The organism is Vibrio sp. KUL78 (assembly GCF_059725505.1).
The window spans coordinates 206,073-232,848 of the sequence record NZ_AP045839.1 but is presented as its reverse complement, the minus strand read 5'-3'; the positions used below and the strand labels follow the sequence as shown (position 1 = coordinate 232,848).

21 protein-coding genes and 1 pseudogene are annotated in these 26,776 nt (G+C 43.9%); 15 read left to right on the top strand and 7 right to left on the bottom strand.

Annotated features, from left to right (window positions below; translation table 11 throughout):
- The first annotated feature begins 46 nt into the window (after window positions 1-46).
- Complete coding sequence (locus AC6I8Y_RS26820) at window positions 47-1,963, top strand: helicase-related protein (protein WP_498023250.1); 1,917 nt, start codon at window positions 47-49, stop codon at window positions 1,961-1,963.
- 20 nt (window positions 1,964-1,983) lie between these two features.
- Here AC6I8Y_RS26820 and AC6I8Y_RS26815 read toward each other — a convergent pair whose 3' ends face one another.
- From AC6I8Y_RS26815 to AC6I8Y_RS26790, 6 genes and pseudogenes are all read right to left on the bottom strand, one after another.
- Window positions 1,984-3,969 carry an Ig-like domain-containing protein gene (locus AC6I8Y_RS26815; RefSeq protein ID WP_498023249.1) on the bottom strand — a complete coding sequence of 662 codons (1,986 nt, stop codon included), beginning with the start codon at window positions 3,967-3,969 and terminating at the stop codon, window positions 1,984-1,986.
- A gap of 337 nt (window positions 3,970-4,306) precedes the next feature.
- Window positions 4,307-6,784: an Ig-like domain-containing protein gene (locus tag AC6I8Y_RS26810; protein ID WP_498023248.1), complete on the bottom strand. Its 2,478-nt coding sequence runs from the start codon at window positions 6,782-6,784 to the stop codon at window positions 4,307-4,309.
- 275 nt (window positions 6,785-7,059) lie between these two features.
- Window positions 7,060-9,420, bottom strand: coding sequence for an Ig-like domain-containing protein (locus tag AC6I8Y_RS26805; RefSeq protein ID WP_498023247.1), 2,361 nt, complete (start codon window positions 9,418-9,420; stop codon window positions 7,060-7,062).
- Window positions 9,421-9,509: 89 nt separating this feature from the next.
- Complete coding sequence (locus AC6I8Y_RS26800; RefSeq protein WP_353500399.1) at window positions 9,510-9,977, bottom strand: metal-dependent hydrolase; 468 nt, start codon at window positions 9,975-9,977, stop codon at window positions 9,510-9,512.
- Complete coding sequence (locus AC6I8Y_RS26795) at window positions 9,974-10,612, bottom strand: hypothetical protein (RefSeq protein ID WP_498023246.1); 639 nt, start codon at window positions 10,610-10,612, stop codon at window positions 9,974-9,976. The genes AC6I8Y_RS26800 and AC6I8Y_RS26795 overlap by 4 nt, the downstream gene beginning before the upstream one ends.
- A 253-nt stretch (window positions 10,613-10,865) precedes the next feature.
- Window positions 10,866-11,087, bottom strand: a pseudogene (locus AC6I8Y_RS26790) (IS5/IS1182 family transposase); the annotation flags it as partial.
- 702 nt (window positions 11,088-11,789) lie between these two features.
- On the opposite strand from AC6I8Y_RS26790, the gene AC6I8Y_RS26785 reads away from it, so the two are divergent.
- From AC6I8Y_RS26785 to AC6I8Y_RS26725, 13 genes are all read left to right on the top strand, one after another.
- Window positions 11,790-13,190, top strand: coding sequence for a tryptophanase (locus AC6I8Y_RS26785; RefSeq protein ID WP_498023378.1), 1,401 nt, complete (start codon window positions 11,790-11,792; stop codon window positions 13,188-13,190).
- 75 nt (window positions 13,191-13,265) lie between these two features.
- Entirely contained in the window at window positions 13,266-14,519 is a 1,254-nt protein-coding gene (locus AC6I8Y_RS26780) for an aromatic amino acid transport family protein (RefSeq protein ID WP_498023245.1), read from the top strand.
- Window positions 14,520-14,725: 206 nt separating this feature from the next.
- Complete coding sequence (locus AC6I8Y_RS26775) at window positions 14,726-15,943, top strand: DUF3440 domain-containing protein (RefSeq protein WP_498023244.1); 1,218 nt, start codon at window positions 14,726-14,728, stop codon at window positions 15,941-15,943.
- Window positions 15,940-16,581: an IbrB-like domain-containing protein gene (locus tag AC6I8Y_RS26770; RefSeq protein WP_498023243.1), complete on the top strand. Its 642-nt coding sequence runs from the start codon at window positions 15,940-15,942 to the stop codon at window positions 16,579-16,581. Before AC6I8Y_RS26775 ends, AC6I8Y_RS26770 begins: the two co-directional genes overlap by 4 nt.
- Before the next feature lie 219 nt (window positions 16,582-16,800).
- Window positions 16,801-17,019, top strand: coding sequence for a hypothetical protein (locus AC6I8Y_RS26765; protein WP_498023242.1), 219 nt, complete (start codon window positions 16,801-16,803; stop codon window positions 17,017-17,019).
- A gap of 48 nt (window positions 17,020-17,067) precedes the next feature.
- Window positions 17,068-17,670 (top strand): hypothetical protein, encoded by a 603-nt coding sequence (locus AC6I8Y_RS26760; RefSeq protein WP_498023241.1) that lies wholly within the window; start codon window positions 17,068-17,070, stop codon window positions 17,668-17,670.
- Between the two features lie 206 nt (window positions 17,671-17,876).
- On the top strand, window positions 17,877-19,043 hold the full coding sequence (locus AC6I8Y_RS26755) for an MFS transporter (RefSeq protein ID WP_498023240.1): 1,167 nt from the start codon (window positions 17,877-17,879) through the stop codon (window positions 19,041-19,043).
- Between the two features lie 13 nt (window positions 19,044-19,056).
- A complete protein-coding gene (locus AC6I8Y_RS26750; RefSeq protein WP_498023239.1) occupies window positions 19,057-19,806 on the top strand; it encodes a hypothetical protein in 750 nt (249 codons plus the stop codon).
- Between the two features lies 1 nt (window position 19,807).
- A complete protein-coding gene (locus tag AC6I8Y_RS26745; protein WP_498023238.1) occupies window positions 19,808-20,410 on the top strand; it encodes a hypothetical protein in 603 nt (200 codons plus the stop codon).
- Window positions 20,397-20,702: a pyrimidine/purine nucleoside phosphorylase gene (locus AC6I8Y_RS26740; RefSeq protein WP_498023237.1), complete on the top strand. Its 306-nt coding sequence runs from the start codon at window positions 20,397-20,399 to the stop codon at window positions 20,700-20,702. The genes AC6I8Y_RS26745 and AC6I8Y_RS26740 overlap by 14 nt, the downstream gene beginning before the upstream one ends.
- Window positions 20,695-21,726 carry a Gfo/Idh/MocA family protein gene (locus AC6I8Y_RS26735; RefSeq protein ID WP_498023236.1) on the top strand — a complete coding sequence of 344 codons (1,032 nt, stop codon included), beginning with the start codon at window positions 20,695-20,697 and terminating at the stop codon, window positions 21,724-21,726. The genes AC6I8Y_RS26740 and AC6I8Y_RS26735 overlap by 8 nt, the downstream gene beginning before the upstream one ends.
- Before the next feature lie 2 nt (window positions 21,727-21,728).
- Window positions 21,729-22,706: a sterol desaturase family protein gene (locus tag AC6I8Y_RS26730; RefSeq protein WP_498023235.1), complete on the top strand. Its 978-nt coding sequence runs from the start codon at window positions 21,729-21,731 to the stop codon at window positions 22,704-22,706.
- 437 nt (window positions 22,707-23,143) lie between these two features.
- Window positions 23,144-23,773, top strand: coding sequence for a LysE family translocator (locus AC6I8Y_RS26725; protein WP_498023234.1), 630 nt, complete (start codon window positions 23,144-23,146; stop codon window positions 23,771-23,773).
- A gap of 56 nt (window positions 23,774-23,829) precedes the next feature.
- On the opposite strand, the gene AC6I8Y_RS26720 is transcribed toward AC6I8Y_RS26725, so the two are convergent.
- The gene (locus AC6I8Y_RS26720) at window positions 23,830-25,425 is read right to left on the bottom strand and encodes an EAL domain-containing protein (protein WP_498023233.1); all 1,596 of its coding nucleotides are present in this window, start codon (window positions 25,423-25,425) and stop codon (window positions 23,830-23,832) included.
- 910 nt (window positions 25,426-26,335) lie between these two features.
- Between AC6I8Y_RS26720 and AC6I8Y_RS26715 the strand changes: the two genes are divergently transcribed.
- Window positions 26,336-26,470 carry a hypothetical protein gene (locus AC6I8Y_RS26715; protein WP_498023232.1) on the top strand — a complete coding sequence of 45 codons (135 nt, stop codon included), beginning with the start codon at window positions 26,336-26,338 and terminating at the stop codon, window positions 26,468-26,470.
- The last annotated feature ends 306 nt before the right edge of the window (window positions 26,471-26,776 follow it).

Genomic DNA, 26,776 nt, shown 5'->3' with positions numbered 1-26,776 from the left:
AGAGCTTTGCAAATTATTCAAAGTTAAACATCCATGGCAAATTCTCTTGAGGCTGCCGACTGACTATCTTTCTTTAAATGTCGGTTCTGCGTCAGATTGCCAAGATGGATCGACAGTTGTGGTGCGTGGCGTTATTACGCGTTGGCAACGTCACTATCGCCGAGGTTACGGAGAAATCAGTACCAATGATGGTCGGTTTGAATTGTCATCATTCGACCCTGCGTCTTCTGAGATTAACCAGGCACTGCAATTTGCTGCTTCGGATCGTCACACAATTGAACTACTTGTAAAAGTAAAGGATGTCGGCCAGCAAAGATACCTCACTACACCAAAACTGATCCCCGATAGTTTGCGACTCAAGCGCGTCGGTCTCTATAAGACATGCCGAGTTAAAGCGCTAAATGGGTTGAGTTACTCTGCAAAACTGTCTGAATACTTCGAAGAGCTCATTGCTGCATCAGCGAGTTACATTCGCGAACGGATTAGCAGTATGCAGCTGCCACCAGCGAAGTTACGTGAAGTAATAGAAGCTCATGGTATTCAATTGGAGGACGTGCTGCGTGAAGTTCATTATCCAAGTGACACTGCACGCGCCCAGACTTGCTTTTCAATATTACAAAAGCTGGCTTCACTATTAATGGTAGCGTCTAAGGCTTGCGACTCACGCATTGACGCCCCGCTCACGTTCAAAAAAGAAGTGAACGCTTATTTTGATAGAGCGAGCTTTTGTCTAACCGACGAACAACAAGGAGCTGTTCGAGGTATTTTGTCTGCCTATCAGCTAGGCGCGCCACGCTCGGTGCTTATGGGGGATGTCGGTACGGGAAAGACCATTGTAGGTGCAATGGTTGCTCGGCATTTCGTTGATGCGGGTGGGCGTGTTGCTATTATGATCCCAAGCGTCATATTGGGTATTCAAATCTACACGGAGCTAGTCGAACTTTTCCCAGAACTTTCAGTGTGCTTTTTGCTTAATCGTGCAGAGCTTGCTCGTTTTAAAGGGCGTGGTTTTAATGTCGCAGCTGAAGTTTCAGAAAGCATGGATATCGTGGTGGGTACCTCTGCGATCATCCACAATCGAGCGTCGGTGGAGTTTGATCTGGTTTGGGTCGATGAAGAGCAGCGTTTGGGCGTTTCGCAAAAAGAGGCGGAGCTTGTTACAGTAGGTCGAACTCACTTACTGCTCAGTTCTGCAACCTGCATACCGCGCACTCAAGCGATGCTAGAGCTAGGTATGGTGCCATATTTTGCCATCACTCGATACCATACCCCGAGACAAGTCTTGACCGAACTGTTTTCGCATAATCAAGTCGTCGATGTGGTACACAGAGTTCAGGATACGGTAGCAAAAGGCTTCAAGGTGCTGTTTATTTGCACCAAGCGAGAGTCTCTGCAGGAGGGAAGTCAGCAGGATCGTGTCGACGCACAGAGCTTATATCAAGATTGGGTAGAAGTTTACGGCGAAGATAGCGTGAAATTGGCTCATGGCGGTCTATCAAAAGAGGTGAATGATCAGGCCATGACTGACATGAAATCAGGCTGTGGTCGAATCTTGGTGAGTACCACTTTCGTTGAGGTTGGAGTGACCATTCCAAACTTGATGCATGTGGTGATTATTAATCCTGAAAACTTGGGACTGATGCAACTTCATCAAATCCGAGGGCGAGTTGCCCGCTCTGGAGGTGTCGGGTATTGTGATTTGATTCCAACAAAGCCTATCTCTGAAGACTCCTTGATACGTTTAAAGACGCTTTGTGAAAATGAAGATGGTTTTTCTCTAGCCAAAGCCGATCTGTTACTTCGCGGTATGGGGGATATGGGTGATGGCACAGCACAAAGTGGCCAAGGTAAAGGCTTACTGGTTGATCATGCGATAGAGTTTGAGTCACTTAACGCAGTCATTGAAAAGGTAGAGTCGAGCTCTTTAATGCTAGGTACTTCTGGAGAAAAAAAACAGAGTTAAGTTTCCCCTCATTTACGTTGTCAGAGTTCATCAGAATGGAACCATATTGTCATTGCACTGCCCCAGCCAATATGATTGAAGGCTTTTGAATTTTGCCACATTGTCCCATTCTTACGATTAAACACTAGCAATCCTATGCCTTGATGCATATTCACGTACCTATTTGCTTCTAGTCCTAGCGTTATTTTTAGACGATCAAATACACTTCGGCATGGGGCAGTACCAAGAGTGCCAAGGTTGCAATTCACTAATACTATGTGCTCATCACTGAACTCTGGGAGTGCTTGGAGCCAGCTCTCAAAGGAAGGTAATTTGGTTAGTGATTGGTCTAGGCTTATGGTGTTGTGTTCATTGTTTTCTGTGTTGTATACGATGACTTGTACATCATCCTCACTTGCTTTGATCCCGTTAATCTCGAGTACCGTTTTGCATCGATATGGCGTGAAATGTACTCTGCTACATGCAGAACTTCTAATGTAATGGACGTCCTCTGGTGACCAGAGATATGGGATTTCAACGTTCACTGCTAGGGTGCGAGGTTCTGGGTCAGCTAAAAGGATACTTAGCGGTGTGCCTTCCTCTTCAAGGTCAAAATAGAACTCTTTGGTGTCGCCAGGGTGAATGTCTGTGCCTGCTATTACGAACGATGCCTCGTTGGAGTTATTGGATTGAACGATGGCTTTATGGATGCCAGTCGCTACGTGATTTTGCGTAGTATGCAGTGTTGGAATAGTAAGCGAGTGAGTAGGTTTTTCATTGATAGTGCTAAGTAATCTATTCGCTGGTGGTGCACTCGTGCTTTGAGTAAGTGAAATGTCGGATGTCGGCGGATGAACCAATAGGTCATAGGGACCAGCAGTATATTCCACATTCTCTTGAGTAAATGATACTTCGATGTTTTTGTGTAGCCCAAGATCGCCGATTGTCGGATTGATCTCTAGGCTGTCTGTTTGGCTGTTATAAGTAATAAAGCCCGGTTTGTTTACTATGTTTATCGCTGGTCGTGGAAATAGGGGGTCTTTCAGGTCGATCTGGTTTAGCGAGATAGAATATGTTTTGTTCGCTTCTACTTGATGTGGCATCTTAAAATGGCTACCACCGATTTGGTTTTTTATTTTCACGGTCGCACTGGTGCTAAGACCTGAATTATCCGTTACGGTGTAGGTAAAGGTATCAACGCCTGCCTGATGTGGAGAAGGATAGTAGATAAAACGACATGGATACTTTTCAGGCTTTTTCAGCCATACGATTCCATATTCTGCAGCGCTGTGTGTGCAGGTATGCACGTCTCCAGTATTTTGGTCAGTATATGAACCGAGAAAAACCCTCTGTTGCCCTTGTGTATTTTCCACGTCGAAACTTTCTGCTATTGGCGGATAGAGCTGTTCTATTGAGTTGTAACGGACTCCACCTTGTGACCAGTTGTAGAAGCCAAATCTTGACTCCGGTATCTCAAGGTCATTCACATCGAAAATTACTTGACCATCAATTTTGGCGACAAGCCTATCTGGATACGCTTGAAGCTCAAATGCGTATTCTTGGCCATGCACCCAACCGACACCTTCTTTCTTACCTAGAATGGTGTTGACACCTTTTTCTTCGTCATGCACTAACCATCCGTAGTGCGACATTTCGTCAAGCGTTCCATCAAAATAGAGTAGGGTATAACCGTTTTTTGCTCCCGTAGCGCCTTGCTTCCAACTGAATAGATAAAAGCCCCCTCCAGCGGGTTCGCCGTAGATCATGCCGATGTAATCGTCGTCGCCGACACCTTCACTTACTTGAATTACTCCCCGAAATGTTCGGTAAGAGTATTTCTCACTAGACACAAAGGCTGTTGGATGACCGTTGATACTTTGATAGACGCTATTGCCGTCTTCAGCAACGTTCCAATCACCGGAGCTTGGGGCACCAACTTGCACCCAGTTGTGCATGCTTATGAGTTCAGCAGAGATTACGTGACCAAATGGCATGCAAAGAAAAAAGAAGAGCATTACCTTTTTCATATTCGACTCCGACTAGCGCTTGATTCATACAAGGCTAGCGTTCGAATCATCTACTATGTGGGATTAAGCGACCCATTTAGTCTAAATTTTTATCTCAGTAAATGGACTTCAGTTGAGGGATCTCAAATAGAAACTCCGCGAGACCTTCCTTGTTTGACTGCATTTAAATCTGAAACCAAACAAGATACAGGGCAATGTCACGTTACCAGTTTAATGGAAGCCCAGAAGCTGTAGGGTCAATCCTAGAGATAACCAGGTGTGAAATAGTGCTCAAGTTCTTAAAACATTATTCAGCAATAGAGCTTGCTGGGCTTGTGAACACTTTCAGCGCTTAACATTAATCATGGAGACTTGTTAACTGTGGAATATCGAGCATTATGTTTGCAGTACCAAGTTCGCCCGGTCTAGCGGGGTAAATAGGGATCTCAAATGTCGAACCGGTATTTCCTAGGTCGAGGGACGTTCGAATGGTTGTCCCCGGTTCTACCGTCTCTTTAACCCCATCTATTATCACCATAACTGCGAAGTCCGACGTTTTTCTATTCGTTATGTATGTATCTTGAATACCGGTGGCCATCATGCCGCTGTCGGTGACCAATGGATAATTGTTTACAAAACGCGCTATGGCATTGTCATTGATGTCTTTTAGAGGGTGACTAACCGGCAACGTTGTTTGCGCTTCTAGCGTAATCAATCCCTTTGGTATGTATCCAAATGAGATAGTCGCAGTCGATTGATTTCTATAGCTATCTTCAGCGACAATTTTTAACTGATAACGCTCATTTTCGATTAGAGTTGGAAAAATTCGAGGAAGCTCAAAGGTTGCGGTATTATTATTGTTAACTATTCCAAGGAAGATATTTTCGTTACTTGACGCACCCGTTAGGTGTGCTTCAACAACATGTGAACTGTGCATATCCATTAGTGTTACCAAGATATCTCGTATGTCGGAAATAGTCTCTGGCATTGAACCTGACTCATAACTGATATCAATTGACGGGGATGTTGTATCAATATCTACTTGTGTGATGGTTTTAGCTATAGTACCAATCTTGTCGGTGATAGTGACCTCTATATCATGGACGCCTTCACTTAGCCCCTTTAAGGATAAAAAATCAGCGCGACTCTGCACATCATAGCGTTCCAGATTGACATGAGTTAGAGGCGTGTTACCTGTCAATGATTTGGCTTCAACTGTACGAAGGCCAAAATAGGTATCCCACCAGTTATTGGTCAAGTCACCATTTTGAGTCATGATTTTCAGCTCTTGTTCTAGCGTATTCTGGCTTATGTCTGTAATACTAATTGGGTTCCAATCGTAAACGATGCGTGCAATACCAACACGTTGCTCAAACTGACCTGTTGTCGACTTCGCATTTATATAAAAATCAGAGAAAAATGATTTAGATGTTGGAGTAAATGAATAGTTAACCGGTATATCACAGTAGGTGCCTCCTACTGGTACATGACACGTTGCACCCACAAGCGTATCTGTCAATACCTGTACATAGCTCCTTGGTTCAACGTGAGCTCGAATGTGCGACACATGGGTTGGTTCCTTTATGCCATAAGCGATACCATTGAACTCTGTTGAAGGGTGCGGGTTGACCCAAACATTATTGGCCATGACTTGGGTAGATTTTAGTTTTGTGGCCAGTTGTACATGTTGATTCGCAGGTACTAGATTTAGGTCCGTGTTACCAAATCTCTGGACATAGCAGCTTGAGCCAGATTTCGTAAAAAAATCGAGCCAAATAAGACTATTTGGGTATGAAAATGTCGTCTCATCAACTTTCCATTGGCCTGTCACATATGATGATTGGGGTAGGCCATATAGCCCGCCGCTATAGGCGTATGAAGAGCTCAGCCACTCTCCCCACCCGTACCAACCATTAATGTAAAAGTCATCTGATGGTCTCAAGGCTCGAAACTGAACAGGGTTGGCGTGAATGTAATGCCCGGACGCATTGTAATTTTCCCATACACCGGATGCAGCATTTCGAATTTGTAATACAGGTTTACTCGGACATTCGTTGTCAATCTTAGACACTCGAGTTACGGTTGCTTTGTTATTCGCTTTATCATATAGGTCAAACCCAATGGTGTAGTCAGCGCGCTTCGCCGCATATTCGATGTTAGCCGCTTGTTTCGCTAGCACCATGGCAAGTCCCGATGTTGCATCGACATCGGCTTGAACCTCATAGCGCTCAGAGTCACTGTGATTAGGGTGTTGGATAAAATATGTGGCTCTATCGACGCCAGACAAGCTATCTTGGATACCATTAACACTGATGGAATAGTTGAACCCACGGTTACTGAATGCCTCGATGCTCCCAAACATTGGAAAGTGACCACCATGAGTGTCACTTCGATAGATTTCACCCGTGATTTGGGGAGGAGTCACGTCTCTTACAAATAGGTAACTATCCACGGCCAGCGCGTTATTTGATAAATCATAAGTTGTGATGTCAATTTCGTAGCGTGTTTCTCTATTCAAAGATCGCAGAGTATGTTCTAGTCCATAAAAGCTCTTTTCACCAAACGTGTATCTATTGTTTGTATTGATAACCGGTGACGTAAATTGCTCTATGACGATACCGTTGTGTCTCACATCAACTTGTAACTTTCGGTCTAAACCCGACGATATGAATAGCGTTATATCACCTACCGAATTTAAAAATGTTTTCGCTTCAATTTCTCGCTCAACACTCTGTCCTTGGGGAGTGCTGAAAACAGCCCCTTCGATGATGGCCGAGTGAGCGGGAGTCATAATCATAAAACACAGCGCGGCAAGGGATGAGAGAGATCTATTCATTGTCGTTCTCCAAAAAGGGGGGCACTCAAACCGTAATAAGCCAAGGCACTTTTTGCTGTCGGTGTTAGTACTCCGGATGCATTTCGAACAGGTAATTCCACCTGCCCGTAGCCAGCTGTAAATGCTTATGTGTTAATCTGTGATTACGCGACCAAATAAAATGCAAATAAAAAGAAGAGCATTACCGTCTTCATGTCGAACTTCGCAGTGAAAATACATGTAAGTGTGCGTTTTTCTGTCCCTTCGATTTCCGATTAAGCAGCCAAAATGGATGCTTATTTGATGTACGGGATTTCGACAAGAAAGGTTGCGCTACCGTCGCCATTGCTATCGACAGTTATGGGGCGAATAGGTAGCTCCAACATTCCTTCAAGATTTGTAATGGTGTATTGCACCGACTTTGTCTCACCAGGAAGAACCTGCACCTCATTGATGGCGATTCCTGTTTGTGAGTCTGACCTCACTGACACTAACAGGCTTTGGACTCCACTCGCGATGCTACCGTCATCCGTTCGCAGTGAATTCGACAATACACGCGCAAATGGCACGTCGCCACTGTCGAAGAGCTCTTGAGCAACAGGTAAATAGGCTATTGATTCGAGCCGAATCAGGTTGTTTGGCTCATAGTTGAAGCGGTACATTTTAGTGATGCTGTTTTGATATTTATCTGCAGCCACTATGGTCATCAAGTACTCTTGACCCGCTTCCAAGCTTGGAAAAAGCCTTGGGTACTTGACCGACGTCAGACCGTTTTGTTGAGTAACAAACGCAAGCTCCACAGAATCGCTCGCAGGTCCACCAGTTAGAGTCATACTTTCTACACTTGCGTCATTTTGATCTATCACTCGGATCATCAATGACTCGAGTCCTTTTACCAGTTGTCCTTGAATGAAATCTATTTGATTTACGAGCAATTCTATTTCAGGGGGATCATTGTCAAACGTCACCTGGTCGAGCAGTGTCTTGCTGGTAGTGTTGTGGCTGTTATCGACAGCAAACGCTTCGATGCGATAGTCTCCACTTGCTATACCGGATAGAGATGTGTTGACCTTTGAGATATCACCATCTGTTTCACTAATACCATCGATTTCAGCTACTAATTGGTTCTCCGTAGACCAGACGCGAACTCCAGCACGTGCGAGTTTGACTCGCCCCCAAGTAGCACCACTAAACAACTCAGTTACAGTAAACGATAGAATACGTTTTGAATCGAGCCACTCAAATGCGTCATGAATAATCGGAGAAGAGCCGTCGTACTCAAAGATATACGAGGTAGCTGTCCTGAGCTCTGTTCCACTTTTCGTAAGCATGGGACGTTGATGATAGTGACCCGATGTGCCCGTAGAGTTGAACGGCCAATTAGGACGATAAATGCAACTTGTCCCGCCAATAGGTACAGTACACATATACCCTAGGTTTGCGTCTATCAGATCCTGCGCATAACTTCTTGGTTCAGCGAACATTTTAAGCTGGGATAGTTTTGTGTCACGCGGAATGTCAGGGGTATTTATTACTCCTGTCGAGTTAGGAACCCAGCCATAATTGTCTATGAGTGCCTCGTAGCGTAAAAAAACTGGTGCTATTGCGGAGCTTGTAAATGTCGCGTTAGGAAGAGTATACGGGTGGCAACGCCATGTGAATTGATCAGTATGGCCTATGATCGGCCACATAGCATGACCATCTGTGCCGACCGGCAGTTGTTTAACCAACAAATAGCTGAATTCGTTATCGTGCGTCAACCACTGGTAATTTACTGCAACTCCATGCCCTTCGGGGTATCCACCGTAAGTTGGGTTGAGTTTTTTTGATTCATCGTTGGGGACTCGAAAAATGATGTCAACGGGATTTTTGTCGACCAAATTGTTGTTCGTTACAAGGCGCATGTTCGGTTGGCCAAGCAGCACAAATGCAGTAAAGCGTGCGCCAATTTTCTCCGATGGAAAGTTTGAGTAGTCAATGGAGTACATGCTCCCTGTTCCAAGCATGGCGGTTTGCTCGCCAGCGTTGTAGATTAGCTTGCCTGTTGATATCAAATCCTCATTCTTGGCTCCTTCTCGATATCTAATTTCATAATAAGTATCGATGATGGGGTTGCTGTCACTAATACTACTAACGCGAATTTCGCGAGCTTCAATAGGCGACCAAATTGGCAGCCCATCATTAGCGATACCGCGTCCATATGGAATGCTTGCGGTAACACGGCCAACACTCGGCGCGGTGATGTCCGTAATCACATTGTACTCAGCTGATTCGATGACCCTATCTAGTGTGTCGAGCATCTGATACGTTACGCTATATTTCCCTTCTCGAGGAAATGATAGCGGGATACTTTTCCCATAAGTGCTGCCAGTGCTTGTCGTTAATCGGTCGTTTATGGTGACACGTGCGGTTCTATGCTCTGAGAGCAGAGTTCCATCTGCGGCCTTCACTTTTACAACGACAAAACGGTCAAGCCCGGTTGCTACAACTAGAGAGGGCTGTAAGCTACCGAGCGCGTTCTTCTCGAACACGGGCTTGGTGTGAGTGTCATAGCGCCATTCTATGGGCGCAGCGAGCATCGAGTTACAGATAAATAGAAGAGAAGCGCCAAAGAGAAGACGTCGCGACATAGTACAGAGATTTGGCTGCTTAAGCATAGGTCAATCCATTACATGAGAAAGAATCATCTAGTAGATCTAGCGGCTAATAAGGCGGGGTAATGGGATTAAGCAGACAGAATGAAGTCTCAAAAGGAAAGAAAAGCTAATAGGAGAAGTACAGCGGAAGTGGTGTACTCGAAGAGTGGATTTCGAGCGATGAGTATGGGGAATCGAAAGCGATGACTCGACACTGGCCAAAAGTAATTAACACCAGCTTTTGTGCACGAGTCACCAACCAAGTGCGCGATAAAACCAAAGGTTAAACTCTGTGCCCAAGGAAAAGCAGCAAGGGATGCAAAATACAGCAAGCAAAATGCAGCCAAGAGGGAATGGAGCGCTCCTCGATGTCCAAATACCAATTGGATGGGTAGAGAGAGAAAAGGGAGTTTGCGCCCAATGGTTGAATGGCGACAATCGATATCCGGCAATAGCGCCCCAAGCATGGCAAAAGCAAGTCCATCAGGAAGGCTCATAAACTCAAAAGTTGACCACTGCTGGTTATAGATAGCTACATAAGCAGCAGCAGTCGTCAGTTGATGATTTATGGCATTCATAGCGCACTCGTCGATGCCGACGCGCGTTCTGCTTTCACTCGTTCTTGAAGAGCGTCATGCGCTTGTGCGGCGTCTTCTCGAACATCATTGAGCAGATCGGTTTTATCAAACACTTGGTTTGAACCGTACATCAAGACATAGACCCGGTACTGTGTGCCTTCTCGAAGGATTTTGTAATCCACAATTTCGAGGTTTGAGAGTCGGGACGTCGAAAACGCATCAATGGTCACTTCAGTACTTTCTGAGACAGTGTCTCCGGCTGCGGCGTTTGATGACACGCTGGCGCGGTAATCTTTAGCGTTGGTCGCCACGTCGTTGGAGTACTTACGACCGATTTCACTCTCTGCGCGTATCCTAGCTTTATCGGTTGCACCTTGCATCGTAGAGCTCAGTCCTGTTCCCGTGCCATAATAGCCGCTCCCGTTATTGGCTGGCGCTTGAAAGAACCACGGTGGCACTTCAACAATGGCATCGTCGATACTTTGTACTTTGAGCTCATCTTGTTGTGCTTTGATTTTCTCCACTCGCTCTTGTTGTTCTTGTAGGCGCTTCGCGTATTCATCTGCAGGGCTTGATGCGCAGGCGGTAATCCCTAAGCACACGATCCCAATCCAAACTGACTTAAAAATAGACATAACGATTATCCTCTGTTGCATATCGTTAGTGTATCTATAGTCACTACGACTACGAACTTCATTAATTTTTAATAAAAAATAACTCTTGGTAGCGAATTTTAGCTCGATTAATCGGCGGTAATTTAGATGGTTAGTAGTTAATTAAACCGTCTTTGCTTGACCAATTTTTAGTGGCATGCATTACTATGGTAATCGTTTATTCATACAGTTTTTAGAGTTTTATTGCTGAATCCAGCTTAAGAGTAAACGCCACCTAAATCGGTTGTATTTCGGGCATACTGACCCCTGTAAGATTGTTGAGAGCTTTGAGGGTGGCGTAAGTGTCACAAAGTTTTCTTTCATAATTACAAAGGTTATTTATTTTTCCAGTAACTGTTTTACGCGATACCATAGCGGTCTCAGATAACGAACGCTTATGGCAACCATCCGCCAAATTGCGCGGAGGACGTTCTTCCCAGAAGGCTGCTCCGTTCCTTAATGTTACCGAAATGGTTTTGCCGTCAGCGAGTCGCTCCTTGTTGGGCTAGAGGTGCCTCTCAGGATGAATTTGAACTTCTTAACTCCCTCATGTCGATATTAAATATCTTATATTTTATGTTATTTCAATGGTTTGATTTTTTCGTCATCTTGATAAATTACTGCCTCAAGAGTTCTTTTAATGGAGGTCGTCTCTGCTCTATAAGATTATTTTAATATGTGATGCTTTACCCACTTTTTGAATTTTGCACTTTAGCATTGGGGGTGAAATAAGAGTCATTATGTTTATAAGTAAATGATAGTATTTGCTTTTTTATATTTTTTATTACAAAGCAATAACTCTATTCGATTATTTTGAACATTTCATTTGTTGATATTCTGTTGTGTTAAGTATATTGTTTTTTACATTGGTTAACACAGTTTATATAAGGAGATGGTAATGAAAATGTTTTGCTTTGTATTTTTACATATTTTAACAGCTTCTCCTGTATCTTGGTTTCGCTGGTATACTGTTGATCCTAAAATTAAAATACCTTCAAGGCTCATTCCCCGTTAATGATTTTTTATTGACTGCCTTAGTTATGCATTAGTGCTATTTGAATTAGCATTACCTTTAATAAGGCATATTGTTTCTAGTGTCAGTAGATTATTGACTAATAGTAAAGAAGCCCTAAATTCTAGGGCCAGTAGGGGACTTATGATGAGCAATTTACCTCTGTCATATAAAATCAAGGCCGTCGAGCCGATTAACTTACTTCCTAAAGAAGAACGCCTCTCAGCGCTTGAGCGAGTAGGTTTTAACCCATTTTTGTTAAAGAGTGAAGAAGTGTACATTGACTTGTTGACTGATTCGGGAACAGGCGCTATGAGCCAGAATCAGTGGGCGGCGATGATGAAAGGGGATGAATCTTACGCTGGCAGTACCAGTTTTTATAAATTGGAAGAAGCAGTGGATGACATATTTCAGTATCAATATACGATACCTGTGCACCAGGGAAGGGGAGCCGAGCAAATCTTGTTCCCCGTGCTAATAGAAAAAATGAAAATGAAGCGAGGTGGGACGAAACCTGTATTTATTTCCAACTATCATTTTGATACCACGGCAGCACACGTTGAGTTAAATGGTGCTAAGGCGGTAAATGTTGTCGTTGAAGAGGCTTATACATTAACAGAGCCATTCGATTGGAAGGGCAATTTCGATTTAGAACAGTTGGTTGGGCATATTGAATTGAACGGTTCAGAAAATGTAGCAGCAATTATTATTACTGTGACTTGCAACAGCATGGGGGGGCAGCCAGTTTCTCTGGAGAACATAAAAGCCGTCTACGATATTGCAAAAGAATATGGAATTTCGGTTGTTATGGACGCTGCACGCTTCGCGGAAAATGCGTATTTCATCAAGCAAAGAGAGGAGAAATACTCGGGTTGGAGTATCGCTGAGATCGTAAAAGAAATGTTTCAGTATGCGGACATGTTTACGATGTCAGCTAAGAAAGACGCTATGGTCAATATTGGGGGGTTATGTTGTTTTAAAGACAACGAAGATCTATACCGTTCGTCTCAAGCGCTCTGCATTCCAATGGAAGGTTTTGCGACCTATGGCGGCATGGCTGGTCGAGACCTTGAGGCTCTGGCGGTGGGGTTATATGAGGCGATGGATTATGGCTATCTTTCAGCCCGTATTCATCAAGTGAACAGGTTGGCTCAGAAACTGACGGATGCGGGAATACCCGTTCAAAAACCCACCGGAGGTCATGCAGTATTTATTGATGCTAAGGCTTTTTTGCCTCATATCAGTGTCGATGAATTTCCAGGTCACGCGTTGGCGAACGCCTTATATTTGGAAGGAGGAATACGCTCTGCTGAAATTGGGTCCTTACTGTTGGGACGCGATCCTACGACTGGTATCCAAAAAGCGTCTCCTCTGGAACTCTTAAGACTCGCAATTCCAAGGCGAACCTACACCAATGAACACCTAGATTATGTAGCTGAAAGCCTTATTAAGTTGAAAAAAAATCGACGCAAGATATCAGGGTATCGTTTTACTTACGAACCTGTAGTGCTACGACATTTTCTAGCGCAGTTCGAACCTGCGCTATAAATCAGGTCAACTTTGCTGCTTTTCTGAGTGACTTCATTGAGGCAGCTATTCTTCAACTTGAAAGGATTATTGATTATGGCTAGTTCTCCAAGTCGACGTGTCTCACTTATGTACGGCGCAGCGGTGGTTATGAGTACCGCTGTAGGTGTTGGTATGATGAGTCTGCCTATCGTTAGCATAGGAATGTGGTTTTCTCTCAGTCTGGTTGTTCTGGCGGCAACTGCGTTTTACGTTCTAGCGTCAGGTTCATTGTTGTTGGAAGTGAACATGAAGTACCCGATTGGAACGGGGATACACAGTATGGTTCGTGATTTGATGGGGAGTAAGCATGCTTTAATCTCCGACTGTATGATGATATTCAATGGGTTTATATTGATATATGCATACATCACTGTGGGTACCGAGGCTGTCCAGTTTTACATCGGTAAATTTACTGACTATGAATTAAATAGGTATTTTGCTGGGTTGCTCTTTGCTGGAGTCTTTGGCGCGATACTTTATACGAATCCCATAACCATTAGCCGTTTTTTGAGTGTCTTTGTACTCTTGATGAGTTTATCCTTCGTCTCTATTGTCTATGAGCTTAGTTTTAGCGTTGAAGTCGACAATATTATTGAACCAGCGATTGAACATGACTATTCCTTTGGTCTGCTACCATTTTTGTTCGTGTCTCTTCCGTTTTTTATGGCTGCAATGGGATATCAGCAAGTCATTCCGATGCTTAGGCAGCTCTATGACGATAAACCTCGCCGCGTGATTAGGTGTATAGCCCTTGGGCTTGGGTTGGTGTCCTTTATCTACTTAGTTTGGTTACTGGTAATTATGGGAAATCAGTCTCGTGATGCCATGATTTCGTCGGTAAGTGCAGGGAAAGACAATATCGAAAATGTGGTAGAAACCATCAGTCAAAGTGATGACATTAAATCGCTCATGTTCTTTTTTGTACAAATGGCCGTCCTGACGTCGTTTATTGGTGTTGCAAAGGGACTCTTAGATTATCTAACAGATGTTCTTTCAAGCCACTATAAGTTGTCAACGCGTTACGCGAAAGTGTCGGTGTTATTGCTTCCATTAATACTGTCTCTGGCTTTCCCCTATGGTTTTTTAGTGGCGATAGGATTTGCCGGTTTAGCAGGAGCTATGTGGGCTGGTGTCTATCCGGCTTTGATAGCTAGGGTGAGCCGAAAAAATACTCCAGAGAAGGAAGAGATTAAAAATGGCTATGTCACTTTAGGTGGTGAGTTAACGCCTTGGCTGGTTTTAGCGTACAGTTTTTTGCTCATATTGGTCATGCTCCTGGGTTTGTTTGACTTGTTACCAAAGTTCTAGGAGTGAAGATGGCACAGCCATAAACAAGCATTCTCATGGCGGTCGTCATTCTCCAACGTTGGTTGTTTTTTGGCGTAATAAGTTTGTACTGTCGGTCATTTTTGTCGTGCACCTAACCGGCTATGAGGGCAGATAACGATGGTTTGACCTGCTCAACCGTAACTACCCATCCAGGGGTTGAGTAGGTCTTTTTTAGGTGACATAGCATGAAACGTAGATTGAACAAGAACGTAGATGAAGCAGCTCGGGATAGGATTCGAATATTATTTGATGAGTTTGACCACCTCTATGTGTCCTTTTCTGGGGGTAAAGACTCAGGGGTTCTACTGAACCTCGTCATTGAAGAGGCGAAAAAACGGAATAGGCTGCCTGTTGATGTCTTGATTGTTGACTTGGAAGCACAGTACCAGCAAACCATTCGGTTTTTAGAGACGATGGTAGACAAAGAGGAGGTGAATGCGTTTTGGGTGTGTTTGCCGTTAAGTTTGAGAAACTCAGTCTCGCAGTTCCGACCTAAATGGGTGTGTTGGGAGCCGGACAAAGAGGACATATGGGTGAGACGAAAGCCACTCCATTCGTCGGTGATTGATGAGATGGATTACTTTCCTTTTTATCGTTATGCCATGGAGTTCGAAGAATTCGTTGCTGGGTTTGGCGAGTGGTATTGCGAACGGAAGAGGAATCGTGGCGTTTGCCTAGTGGCAATTCGGGCGGATGAATCTCTTCACCGTTACAACACAATCAAAAACAAAAAGAAAAGCAAGCTTGAGCCTTACGGATGGACAACAAGAGCGAGTGAGCGCTTTTACAAGGCTTATCCCATTTACGATTGGCATGTGATTGACGTTTGGGTCGCCAATGGTCGCTACGCCTGGCCATATAACCGTGTCTATGATCTGATGTATCAAGCGGGTCTAACCCTTGCTCAGCAGAGGCTTTGTCAGCCATTCGGAGATGATCAACGGAAAGGGCTTTGGTTGTACCACATTTTAGAACCCCGGACTTGGCAAAAATTGGTGCAGCGGGTAGAGGGATGCAATTTCGGAGCGAGATATTGCAAACGGCAAGGTCGAATACTCGGGTATTATAAATTTGAATTGCCAAAAGGTTATACCTATCGCTCTTACAGTAAATATTTATTAAGCAGCATGCCGCCACATCTTGCCAGTCATTATCGTGAGCGATTGTTTAAGTTTCTAAATTGGTGGAGAAAAAACGGAAAGCGACTTGGAATTTATTCGATACCGGATTTTGCCGAAAAGAAATTGGAAGCTAAAAAGCAAGTTCCGAGTTGGCGTCGTATATGTAAGGTTCTGATTAAAAATGATTATTGGTGTCGGGGTCTTTCTTTTGGTCAAAATAAGCGTCTTACAGAGCATTATATCGATTTGTATGATGAGTATTTCAGGAAAAATAAGTTATGAATACGAAAACCTTATGGGCAGCCTCAAATTTAATGTACGAAATTGCCACCTCTTTCGATGATTTGGACGAATTAACGATAAAAGAGCGGGTGGCGATTTTCAATTTAATGTCAGATCTGTCGAGCAAAATAGTGGGTTTTCCGCATCCGGCGCTTAATGTAAAACTGGTGGAGAGTCATTTGGTTCAGGACAACGATTACAACCCCAATAATGTGGCACCTCCAGAATACCGTTTACTCAAGCATTCGATAAAAAGCGATGGGGTTACTATGCCGGTAGTAGTAGGTGAGCACTCTGATGATGGAGGGTATGTTGTAATTGATGGTGCGCACCGGACCCGACTCATTAAAACGGAATCGGACATTAATGCGTCCTTGGCCAACTACGTTCCGGTTGTCGTGTTGAATAAAACCTGTGAAGAGCGTATGTCTTCATCGATTCGCCATAACATGGCGAGAGGGGAGCATCAGGTGGAATTGACCGCCAGCCTAGTGATCAAATTGAGGGAAATGGACTGGTCGGATGAAAGAATCGGTAGGGAGCTGGGGATGGATAAAGACGAAGTGCTCAGAATGCAGCAGATTACTGGGTTAGCAGAGGCCTTTAAGGATCGTTCTTTTTCTAAGGCTTGGGAATAAAGAGTTATTGATGAGATGGCGCTCTTTGGCTAGAGGGTCGACCGTTTTGTCATAAAGTGAAAGCACCATAATTGGCTCGGTCTTGAGAAGTGAATCCGTTGAGCTAGCTGCGGTCAAAGGGCTGAAAATAAAGACGTTGAATTTCAATCGATCGTACGTTGTTGAGGCCAAGGAGGGCTTATACAATTTCATTTTTTTAAAGAAAGCGATAGAGCACGCGTGAAGAAATTTCAGTCAGAGTATAGGGTGGATAAGATCCCGTTATTCACGAGATCCAAACAGAACACCACGCTTCTACTGGAAGAAGAAGGTCGGTTGTTGGGAGTCTGTACAACGATGAGAAACGATTTCCACCCTGACTATGACCGTCTGTATTTTTCGGTGCCTGATTATGACTTTGTATTAGTGGAAGCGCTCTATCAACAGATAGATAAATAGCGTGGTAAGCCTTCAAGGCCGATGCAAATACAGAGCAACGGGCGAGACTTGCCGTACAGTTTGTTATTTCTTGAAGCGTTTGGTTTTGAGTTCATCTTGTCATGCCACTGTCCTGAGATTGATGTCATTGCAAGTTTACAGAAGCTGAGCTCACTACCGCCTATTCCGAGGTGCTACCGGATAAAACGTTATATTGAACTTGGTGAAGTGCAGAAAAAGGCCTTAGATCATTTTCGTGTAACGGGTTGTTTACAAACTCAGAAGTGGAACCCAACAGTGGAGAGACTCGAGAAGGCTTGGGAGAAGATTGCGCTAACGCTTCAGGAAGAAGAAGCGTCTTGGGCGGTTTTTAAGGATGGGCAGATTGTGTTGAATTCCGACTTTATTCTTAATGACGACTGCGTTTGGTTAGGGTGGGGATGGCACGCTAGTGATCTTGAAGGGCATCCGATGTGTCAGGCGGTTTGGGCGCAAATATTAAGACTTCAATTGGAAGAAAGTCTGTTTCTAGGTAAACGAATGTTTGGCGAATTCGATTCTACCGAGAGGTATTCCCAAGCTAAGCAATCATTACTTGTTTATTCTAGCGAAATTAAAGAAAGATATTATCTATTCAAACAGAAATCGAAAGTAGTCAGAGTTGATGAATAGATTAACCATCTTATAGGGAATGCGTTTATATCAAAATTAGACCGTTTCCCGTTTGAAAAAAAGGGGAGTGCTAACGATAGTACTTTGTTTATTATGGAAGAAAGAGAAAGGAGGGTTCTATGTGTGATTATCAACCAGTCGGTGTCTTGTAATTAATAATTACGGAGCAGGGCAAAGACCTGCTCCGTTCATAATATGTGGGAAGGATGATGAAAAAATACATTGCTATTTGTTCAAGTGAGATGGACACGTACAGTGATTATGCTTTGTTCTCAATTGTGTCAATCTTTATCTTAAACGCCTCAACTTATGAGGTGGGATTTCTTGGGGCGTGCTATGCGATACCTTTCTATTTTTTGAGTGCTAGGTACGGAAGATATTTTGATAAAACGGACGTTAGACCATCACGCGCTGTCTTATTTTTTATCTGTGCCCTGTGTACGCCGACGATACTCTTCATTGATTCTATGCTCGCTATTTACGGGTTGCTGTTATTCAAGGTTTCTCTTCGAGTTGGCTTAAGTACTTCGATACCAAAGCTTAATGAAAATAAAGAAGAGTCGAAACAATTTTATGAGGTGACGGGTTATATTTTAAACCTTAGCCGAATTGGTGTTCCTCTTGTAGTGATTACCTTATATGACCAATATGGTTTGAGCTATGTGGTTGGGATGTCGGTGTTTTTCAGCTTTCTTGGCTTAGTGACTACCTTGGCGGATAGTGCGTATAAGCCCGAGAGTTCGCTGAATGAAAGGTTGTTAGAGGGAGCGTCAGTTCGAGATCTTATTAGGAAAAATCGAGGCCTCTTTTTATTAACTTTGACTTATATCATGTCGAGTATTTCATTTTATCTTAGCAACGACATGTTAAGCGTCTTCTTCAGATACATCGGAGAAGAGGAAAGCAGTATTGGCTACATCATTACTATCTTGGGTGTAGGGGGCGTGATAGGCACGAAAGTTGCCAGCGCGACCTTGAAGAAAATTTCGCCCATCTCAGTGTTTACTTTGTCGATTTTAACCAACGCGTCGTCCTTCGCTGTTTTGGGATTGACGGATACGGAGTCTACGGCGGCTCTATTTTACTACGGCGCGATTTTTGTCACAGGGATTGCGTCTGGGATAGCGTTTGTCTCATTAAAACTGGGGATTAGACGTGCCGTTAAATTTTCCCAACTGGCGACGGTGACTGGGTACATTCAAAAGATTGCAGCGCTGGTCGCGATGGCTCTTCCCATTATTGGTGGGGTGACCTCAGGAGTTTGGGGGATCCAAATCACGTTCATAATCACGGCTGTTCTACTGGGTGGCGTTTTTATTTATGCCTTGTGTCAAAAGGATCCACAGCCGCCCGTAAAAGAACCACAAACATAGGGAGAAGGGAGCAATGCTCAATATTGACCGATTACATGACGTTAATTTTCTTAGTGATCCTCATTATGAGGTGTATGTCAAAGGAAAGGAAAATTTAGGCTGGGATAGAGGGCTGGATTGGTCTTTAGCACGCAATGACCGCGTCCCAGAGGGGCTTCACTCTTTGGCGATTGAGGTGGCAAGCATGTCGGCTCATGTGGAAGTTTTAGGTATGCAGAATGCGGCTGAGCTGTTGGCGGACTGTTCAAATTACGCCTTGAAATTGGGATTGGGTCAAGCGGTGAACGACGAGGCTAGGCATGCAGAGCTGTTTGCTAAATATGCCATTTTGGCTGGTGGAGCCATACGTGACTGCTCAAAAACGCAAGAAGTGTATGACCAACATTTTGGTGAGTTGCGCTCGTTTGATGAGGTCTTTTTAAGCCACGTTTATTTGGAGAATGGTGCACTAGAACAATTTAACGTATTTATTTCGACGTTTGGTGAGCACAGCTTAATTGGGCAAATCTACAAAGGTACACTGCAAGACGAAGCAAGACATGTTCAGATGGGCGTGCAGTACTTTAAAAATAAGATGACCGAGGATGCTTCTTATGCTGATTTTGTTGCGGACCATTTGGCTGACTATAGAGAAGTTCTCCATATGAACGACAACGCAGTGAGGTGGTATTCAGAGTTAAGTGGCTTGGAAGAGTCGGTGATACGGAAGAGGATAGAGCAAAGGCATGATTCTTTTATAGCGAAGATTTTGGGGGTGGATTGACATGTTTAAAGGTTATCAGATCCTTAGGGAGGCGCTGACCGATAGAGAGTTAGACTCTATTATGAGGTATTTGGCGATAATGAAAAATACGGGGGCTCTGAAAGGCAATGCGGATGGGCAAAGTGCCCATATGTATTATTCCATTCCTTATTTTGAAGCGTTATTAAGCAGTTTTGCGCCAACGGTTAGTGAAGCCGTTGGAGAAGACGTCTACCCCTGTTACTCATTTCTTTGGAACTATAAAAAAGGCCATGAAGTCCCCAAACATCGAGACAGAGATGCCGTGGATTACATTGTGTCGTTCAATATAAACAACAAAGGTGAAGACGATTGGCCGATTTATATCGAAGGTGAGAGGGTCGATCTGAGAAACAAAGAAGCCCTCATTCTGGACGGTAAGACATTGGTTCATTGGCGAGAGGCGTGTCCTTACCATAATCGCTTACAGCTCGTATTGTGTTACACCAGAAGGAAATGTTTTCGATTTGATAAAAGGCAACATTTGGGATTTGATCCGATGCCAGAGGTGGTGACTGCCCCCTTCACATTAAATTTAAGCATCGATGATACCGTGATCACGGAGATGGCTAATGACGAAGTATGAGACTCCACTAGTGTATGACCGCAGCTTTACGTTCTTCAATGGCTTGTCTTTGATTCGTGATTTTAAAGATTCGCGTGGAAACCGGGTCACCTTTGGCTATATGTTGGCGGGGAAATACATCTGGAAAACCGTGAGAGCTGAGAGGTTTACGATTTACTACGGCCGAGCGACGTTTGTTTTCAACGACATCACTTTGGAAGCAACCGCCAAAGCCGTTATTACGATACCGAAAGAGACGTTGTTTGAAGTGCACGTCGAGGACACATTGGATTATAGGTGTGACTATGATTAATTTGGCGATTATCGGAACCGGTATGATGGCAAACGTTATTGCCAAAGAGATCACTAATGGGAATCAAGAGCTTGAGGTCTATGCGGTGTTATCGAGGACCGAACAACAGGCATTTCTGTTTGGTGAGCGCTATTCCATTCCTTCAGGCAGGCGATACTGCGAGGCACTGGATCTTTTTAAGGATGAGAAGGTTGAGGCGGTCTATATTGCTACCCCAACGAGTGAAAAAGAACACTATTTATCCTTGGCCATCGCTTATGGGAAACATGTGCTCTTAGAGAAGCCAATTCCCACTTCTTTGAGCGCCCTCACACTGTATGAAAAGGCGAAAGTAAAGGATTTGGTGGTGTTGGACGCTACGCATTGCGTACATAATGTCTTAATGCAAACCATACACGATATTGCTTCAGAGCATGTGGGGCGTGTTGAAAACATCGAGGTGAAGTTTTGTTGGCCCGATTGTGATACGGGCTCGAACACGCTCAACCCAGCCCTAGAGCCTTTGGGGGCGATGGGGGACTTGGGGTGGTATACCGCACGAACCTTGGTCGAGTTTATCGAGGATGCATTCGATGTGAGTAGCTATTGTGTAGTGAATGAGCAGGGAGCTATCGTAGAATCCCGTATCACCGGATACAGTCGAGCCATTGCTTTTACTCTGTTTGCGTCGTGTCGAGGGGCTACGGCCAGTCAACACCTTTTTCTTGGTGGCTCTATGGGTGAAGTGATAATTAAAGATTTTGTGATGCCGTATTGGGGATCCTTTGTGTATGGTGACATTCAGCGATTCAGTGACATTACCGTTCGCTCAGGTTTTAAGCCATTTTTAGAGACAAAGAAAGAGAAAATCTATTTTTCCGGTACGCAGCATGGGAATATGCTCTTGGGTTTTTCTTTAGCGATTAAGTCTCCCCAACAGCGAGAGTTGGTGAGGAAAAGTTTTGAAAAGGCAATTAGAGCGGCGCTGTTTCTCGAGGTGGCGAGTGCGGGTGCTAAGTCCATTGTTATCAAGGGCGGAGTGTAAGCATGTTCGCCCTAGGAGAGTGGTTCTACTATTTTAAGCATCAATTTTCCTTTTTTCTGCAGCCAAGCCATGGCCTCTATGTCGGGTATTTACTTGTGGCGGGGATAATTGCGACTGCCTATGGCTGTTATCAACTCAGAACCGGCAATGTGTTGCGCTCATTACAGTATTTAAAACATCTTCATTTTGTGAATAACGTGAGTTTTGGGGACGATGTAAAGCTGTTTATCGTGGATAAGCTGCTATTAGGATTTATCTACACGTTTCTATTCGGTGTAGCGGTGTTTTTCAAAGAACAAACCATCTTAGTCATGGATGTTTTTGAGCTAAGTACTGATTTAGGTGAGGCCTCGTTCCTGGTCATGTTCCTTTATACAGCAGGCGTCTTAATTATCTTTGACTTTGGGACGTTTTTTGAGCATTACTTGTCGCATAAATATAAAATTCTATGGGAGTTTCATAAAGTCCACCATATTCCGCCGCACCTCAACCCTATTACCGCGTATCGTTCGCATCCTGTAAATCAAGGGCTTTTTGTGTTACTTACAGGCAGTTTGACGGGGATCTACAGTGGGGTGGTGGGCGCGTTCTATCCTGGCCAGTCATTAACGTGGGTGTTAGCGGGTCAAAACGGCTTAATGTGTTTGCTATTAGTTTTGGGACTCAATTTACAACACTCTCACGTTCGGTTACGTTATCCAAGGGTTCTAAGAGACATCTTTGTTAGCCCTGCCTATCATCAAGTACACCATAGCCGTTCAAAAAGGCACTACAACAAGAATTTCGGTTTTATTTTTTCATTTTGGGATCGCTTATTTGGCACCCAGGTTCATCTTAGTGAAAACACCGAGCTGGAATTTGGACTTCAAGGTGAGCCATATCATCAGTATTCAGGCATCATTAATCACTATTTAACACCTTTTCTCAAAGTCGCTCGAATCAGACGAGAAAAACGCAAGCGTTTGGAGTCTCAGCCTTAAGAGTGTTTCCCAGACTCGCTGAGATTTTTTCTATTGGCCTCGGTCAACCACTACACGGACAGCCGTTACTTTAGAAACCCTCGAAATGACTGCTATCGCTCTTTAGTTTCTGAAAAACGTAGCGTCAACTACGCTTGTCGTCGCGTGCCTTCTTCAGAGCTTGGAAGGTCCTCAGTACCTTTTGTGATTGGGGGCGACTGAAATTCACCGACGGTCGCATAACAAGTGAGCAAAAACGAGAATTTACCAATTATAAGAGTCAAGAATCGCTAGTGTTGGCTGCAGGCTATTAGGACAACAAAACGCTGTCGATAAATATGACTCAAGTACCAAAGTCATAAAGTGTGTATGGGTTTTCACGTTTAAGTGTTGATTTGAGACCACTTAGTTGAGGTTGCCATTATTTCGAAGATAGGGATAAAGACGGAGAAGGATTAATGTTTTCTGACGTTGAATTCGTGTCATACTTGGTTGTGACGTTATTGTACGCTTTTATGCTTGGACCAGCAATGCTTTACAGTATTGCTCAAACAGCGTCAGGTGGGCGAGAGGTTGGATTAATGGCAGTCTTTGGACTTCACATTGGCGGCTACTTTCACGTGATTCTTACTGTGCTCGGTCTGTCCACGGTCTTACTATCACACCCTGAACTTTACTCTATCATTCAAAAGGCAGGTGCCGCGTACCTTGTGATTTTAGGCCTTCAACGAGTACTTTCGACAAGTATGTTACGAAGTCAGGGCGTTCCTGTGTCCGCTTACTCAGGACGAAAAGTATTCATTGATAGTGTGGTGGTCGATGTCCTCAATCCTAAGGCAGCGCTGTTTTATCTGGCCTTTTTGCCGCAGTTTGTTGATGTGGAGGGGACGTTTGATGTGTGGCTACAAATGTTAATCTTAGGGGTAATGACCAACGTTCTGTTCAGCAGTGCCGATTTTCTAAGTGTGTTACTCTGTGCACAGCTACAACGAAAATTACGTGCTAACAGTAAATGGGTTAGCTACTGTTCACGATGGGCGGGAAGCATTTTTATCGTTCTAGGAGTCATGGCATTTCTCAGGACGTAAGCACGGGAAAAGCCGTCTTTGAGTTTACTAGGAAGTGGAAGTGTGGCTATGGCTCTCTACTCATCACGGCTCGCTTCTAATTCTTCATCAGTGACTAGCTCATCTTGGCACTCATTAAATCCGTGATTTAGGCACCAGGCCTTAAGATCCTTAATTGACATAGGTTTACCATAAAAGTAACCCTGATGATGAAAGACGCCTCGCAGCAGTAAGCCTAGAGCTTCGCGTTCGTTTTCGACGCCTTCAGCGACCAATTCAAGTTTCAGTTGCTTAGCCATTTCAATATAACCATCGAGAACTGCTGACTGTCCTTCATCAATTGAGTGAGTAAACATTTTGTCAATTTTGATTGTGTCTATGTCGAGACAGTGTAAGTAGGAGTTGCCACCATAACCGGTACCTGCGTCATCGAGACTGATTTTAACCCCTAGTGTTTTGAGTAACACAATACGCTGTCTAGCAAACTCTAAATCGTCGATGGGCTCACGCTCAGTTAATTCAAGAACCAGTTTAGAGCAGTCAAGTTTCGCGCGTTGCAAGTAGCGATAAAAGTCGTCATTTTGAAGATGGAGAGGCGTGATGTTGACACTGCAGTAAAATTTATCATGTTGAACCATCAAAGGAGACAGTTCTTGGTAAACCGTTTGGATGAGATTTTCCGTCACTGGAATAATGGCGCCACTTTGCTCCAAGTGCTTAATGAACTTTCTCGGTTCAACGATTTGGCCGTCAGAAGGGATCCAACGAAGTAAGGCTTCCACGCCCACCATTAGACCTGTCTTCGCATCGACGATAGGTTGATAATAGGGAAAAAACTGAGCATCTCGAATGGCTTTTTGTAGCGCGATCTCCTTTTTAGCATGCCAATAGGAAATACACAGCAAAAGCACGGTGAAAGAGACCATAAAGAGAATGGTCGTAGCTGGCCATAATAGCTCATAAAATCTTGAGAGTACGCGAGCGATTGAGACGGAGGCCTCAAAAGTGAGAGGAAGGTATTTTGAATCAACAGCGTTAGAGTAAAGACGATCTCTCGTTGGCATGCTACCAATTTCAAGGATGGTGTAATTTACGCGTTGTAAAGACAAGCGAATGGAACGTTGATGGTCTAAATCGTTCTCTAGGAAAAGGTATTCAGTACGCAGTGGAAAAAGGAAGCCATTGATTCCATTTGAGCCGTGCAGATAGGTCAGATTTTTAGGAGCTGTTGGTAAAGAAACGATAGCTAAACGCCATATTTCCCCTTGCAGCTCGGTCTTGAGCAAGTTCTTAAAATTAGTTTCGTCAAACTGCTCAACCCCAAATGGAGAGCAGTAAGTATAGGGGTTCTGTTTATCCAAGCTAACGATGGGTATCGACATCAGTAAATGGGACACATAAAGCTTCTCAAGTTGCTCGATAGTGTCAGTAGAGCACTCACCACTCAATGTACTGTCAACGGAAAGGGTTGGTTTTTCAAGTCCATATTTAATGGCAACAGAGACGATTTGATCAAGATGATCGATGTCATGACGAATTTCATCATGGACTTGATACAGACTCAGGCTCAACGAGGTCAGTAGGCTAAACAGGAGCGCCAGCAACAAAGCGCCTGAATTATAGACCCAACGAGGGCTGAGAAGGAAATTTAACCTATGCTGTATGTATTGCATTCTTCATTCTTTATAATTATCACGAAACTGTGGTTGAGTTAGAAAACATTATTGTACTTTATAGATGTGTGTTACGGCATTGTAGTTTATATATTATCTTCCAGAAATCTGAATTAGATGAAGGGTAAACTTGTAAAATCGGGAAGCCAATCACTGTTGATAGCATGATTAATCAATTGGAATGGGGGTAGTGATGTGGAATTGACGAATATGTGAATACATGGGTCAATCACTGCGGTACTTGATTGAAATTACCACTGGTTAGATACTCAGTTCTCTTGGGACGGTCGCGCTTATTAGGAGGTGGAACAATGGGATTAGTGACCAATATTGAACAATGGACAATGCCCGCTGCTATTTGCCTGGCTACGAAAGGGATAAGAGCAGGGAGATATTTTAGAGCTAGAGCCGGTTTTTATTCTTCGCTATGGATTGCACGGCCGTGGAGTGTTGACGCTTCATGAGATAGGGCCGATGAAAGGTTTATCGAAGGCGCGCGTTAGACAGTTGAAAAATGGGGGCTATTGGGAAACTTCAACGAAAGTTAGATTGTATGGGGCGGTCCGAACGTCACTAAACCGAGATTAGCGCTTTAGGTTGTGAGGTGAAAGTTCAACACTGGTCGTCGTACTCAAAGAAAAGCGATGTCGAGAGCACAGGCCATGCCAACGACATGTAACCCAAATTCTAAGCCGAAACGTGCTATCGAATCCATCAGCAAAGTAAAGTCAGCCAATAGCTAGGAATGGATGGAAGGAAAAAGCGTCTAAAAGGACCAGGACAAATCCCGTTGGAAGGAGCAAAACAGAGGACTTTTTATGATTCTAGTTAGATGCAACGATGACCTCGACTTGGCTGATTAACTACTTGCTATTATGAAACAAGAGCTCATACAATTGAAGGAGTCAGTATGAAATTATTACCTACTCTCATTTTTATCTTTGCCGCTCCCTTTGCACAGGGATCACTCATACCCCTGAAGGACAAGAAGATTATTGAACTCGCAACACTATCGATGGCTGATCATCTTGAGGAAGAGGGCTGAGCATGGATGATGCGGAGTTTGTATTTGCATTCAAAGATAGATCAAACAAATCCACAATCTATTTTGAAGTCAAAGAGCACAAGGGTGAGCATGAATACTATATGGTCATTTGCCGCAAAGAAAAATGCCATTTGAGCTACCGTTAGTCTATCTTCATCAGTTGAAGGATGTGACATAAACAGCAATGAAGCCTTTCTTGATAGCTATCAACGGTGTCGTATCGGTACCGAGTTTATAACCGACTTTTTGGACCTCTTTTGTGATGCCAATCCCCGTTTCTTAGAACGTTTTGATTAGGTCGACATT